The organism is Flavobacterium sp., assembly GCF_035760125.1.
Classification (GTDB): Bacteria; Bacteroidota; Bacteroidia; order Flavobacteriales; family Flavobacteriaceae; genus Flavobacterium.
Genome location: NZ_DASTTN010000435.1, coordinates 1 through 3,141 on the forward strand (window position 1 = coordinate 1; position 3,141 = coordinate 3,141).

Annotated in this window: 2 protein-coding genes; one reads left to right on the top strand and one right to left on the bottom strand. The window is 36.9% G+C overall.

Features of this window, described 5'->3' with window-relative positions:
• Positions 1-2,089 (top strand): S9 family peptidase (locus tag VFS71_RS15400; RefSeq protein ID WP_326402348.1); only part of this gene is annotated, 2,089 nt, incomplete at its 5' end.
• 71 nt (positions 2,090-2,160) lie between these two features.
• On the opposite strand, the gene VFS71_RS15405 is transcribed toward VFS71_RS15400, so the two are convergent.
• Positions 2,161-3,141: Xaa-Pro peptidase family protein (locus VFS71_RS15405; protein WP_326402350.1), on the bottom strand; the 981-nt coding region annotated here is incomplete at its 5' end.

The following is a 3,141-nucleotide window of genomic DNA, read 5'->3' on the forward strand; positions in this document are numbered from 1 at the left end:
TAAACTAAACTGGTTACCGGAGTCCCATTCTTTTTGGGTGAATGAACAAGATAATATAGCGGTTTACGATGCTAAAAAGCTAACAGAAAACAAAATAGTTTTGACAAAAGACCAAATGAAAGCTTCGGGTTTTCAAGGGGAAATTGAAAAGTTAGTTTGGAATGCCACTAAGACTAAAGTGTTGATTTACACGAATTCAAAAAAAGTTTGGCGAGGGAATACCAAAGGCGACTATTGGCATTTCGATCTTGCATCTGGAAAGGGCTATCAATTAGGAAAAGGATTAGAGGCTTCTTCGTTGATGTTTGCTAAGTTTTCCAATGATAATATAAATGTGGCTTACGTTTCTAAGCACAATATTTATGTAGAAAATTTGCAATCACATGTAATAAAACAATTAACGAAAGACGGAACTGCTAAAATAATTAATGGAACTTTTGATTGGGTTTATGAAGAAGAATTGGCCTGTAGAGACGGTTTTCGATGGAGTCCTGACGGGAGTAGTATTGCTTTCTGGCGTGTGGATGCTACCGATACTAAATACCATTTGATGATTAACAATACAGATTCGTTGTATTCTTATGTGGTTCCGGTTGAATATCCAAAAGCGGGCGAAAAACCATCATCAGTGAAAATTGGGGTTATCAATTTAGCTTCTGAAAAAACGAATTGGTTGGCAATTCCAGGGGATGCGGATAACAATTATTTGCCAAGAATGGAATGGATTGGTAAAAATGAATTAATGATAGTGCAATTAAACAGACATCAAAATGAAGCTACTATATATAATTGCAATTCAAATACTGGCAAGGCATCTGTGATTTATCAAGAAAAATCAAAAGCTTGGATTGATGTTTTTGATATTTCATCTGGTGTTTACGATGGATTTTCATGTACTCTGGTAGATAACGGAAAATCTTTTCTTTGGAGTTCTGATGCCGATGGTTGGATGCATGTTTACAAAATAAGCATGGATGGGAAGAAAAAAGAACTTATCACAAAAGAGAATTTTGATGCTTATTTTTTAGCATATAACAAAGAAACTAAAACTATTTATTCCTCTTCAAGTCCTACAGATGCTACGCAACGGTATTTGTATGAAACGAATTTAGATACCAAAAAAACAAAGCGTACTACGCCAATGGAATTTGATGGGACGAATGAATATAAATTCTCTCCTGATGGCGCTTTTGCAAAGCACACCAATTCAAATATTAACCGCAGTTGGAATACGCGTTTGGTTGCATTAAAGAACCATGAAAAGATATTTCCAATTGGGAAAGATAATTTTGTAAAACCAGAAAGAGACTATTCATTAGAAAAGTTTAAAGTGAAAACTATAGATAACGTAGAGCTTGATGGAATAATGGCAAAACCATTGGACTTTGATCCAACAAAAAAATACCCTGTTTTTTTCTATGTTTATGGAGAACCAATGGCTTCGGTTGCCAATGATGAGCCTTATTTTAATGACTTTATTGCTGCTTTGGTGCCGGCAGGCTATATAGGAATTGCTCTTGACAATCGAGGAACTCCTGTCATGAAAGGAACTCAATGGAGAAAATGCATTTACAAGAATATTGGAATCATCAACACTCGTGATCAAGCAATGGCAGCCAAAGAAATTTTGAAATGGAACTTCATCGATACTGATCGTGTGGCGGTGCATGGATGGAGTGGCGGTGGAGCAGTAACCCTAAACTTGTTGTTTCAGTATCCAGATATTTACAAAACAGGTGTGGCAATAGCAGCAGTGACTGATCAACATTTTTATGACAATATCTATACAGAGCGTTATATGGGATTGCCAAGCGAAAGTGAATCGGCTTACAAACAAGCGTCTCCAGTTACTTACGCTAAAAACTTAAAAGGAAATCTGTTATATATTCACGGAACAGGGGATGATAACGTACATTATAAAAATGCAGAGGTACTTATCAATGAACTGGTAAAATACGATAAAATGTTCAATTTGATGATTTATCCAAATCGTACGCACAGCATCAATGAAGGAGAAGGGACAAGTCAACATCTGGGGGATACTTTCATAAAATTTATTCTGGAATATTCTCCTCCTGGGGCAAAATAGCGCTTTAATGAATTCAATAAAAAAGAGGATAATTTAAAAGTTATCCTCTTTTTTGGTTTATTATTTTGAACCTAATTTTGTTTGTATCCAAAAGGATTATCAATACTATACATTGGTGTGGTAAACCATTTTGGACCGTCTTTGGTCATGTAAAAATGATCCTCATGTCGAATGCCAAACTCACCGGGAATACAAATCATGGGTTCGTTACTCACCACCATTCCTTCCTGCAATGTGGTCGTATTTCCTCTTACCAGATAGGGATGTTCATGGATGTCTAATCCGGTTCCATGCCCCACACGGTGCGGTAATCCGGGCAATTGGTAATCACCACTTAACCCGGCGGCGGCAAGTACTTTACGGGCTGCATCATCTACAGATCCACAGGTAGCGCCAATTTGCGCAGCATCAAAGGCTGCTTGTTGGGTTTGTTTTTCAAGATTCCAAATTTCTCGGTGTCTTTCAGTTGGTGTTCCATAAACATAAGTTCGGGTAATGTCTGAGAGATAACCTTCCAATTGACAACCGGTATCGACCAAAACAATATCGTTTTCTTTCAAATCCTGAGGAACAGTCACACCATGCGGATATTGAGAATCATCCGAGAACAGAACGATACAAAAATAAGATCCTGAAGGAATACCCGCTTTAATGTGTGCATTGTTTATAAATTCCGTTACATCTTTTACACTAATTCCAGGGTGTAGAATTCGTGCCACAGCTCGGTGTACTTCCATGGTGATGTCTTTGGCTCTTTGAATAATGGCAATTTCATTAACCGATTTTTGAATGCGACAACCCGTTGTTATTGGTTGTGCGTTAATGAATGTATAAGTAGGATTAGCTTTTGTAACACCATCAACTAAAAAATAAGCTGCCGATTCATCCAGTGCAATAGTTCCTTCGGTACTATTTTTGTTTTTTAATAAATTCCCCAGTAATTCATAAGGAGATTCATGTTCTTCCCAACAATTTATAGGAGCTTCTACTTTTTGATATTTTTTAAAAGTACCCTCTTCAAATTTGGGAACAATATATTCCAAGCTTCCATC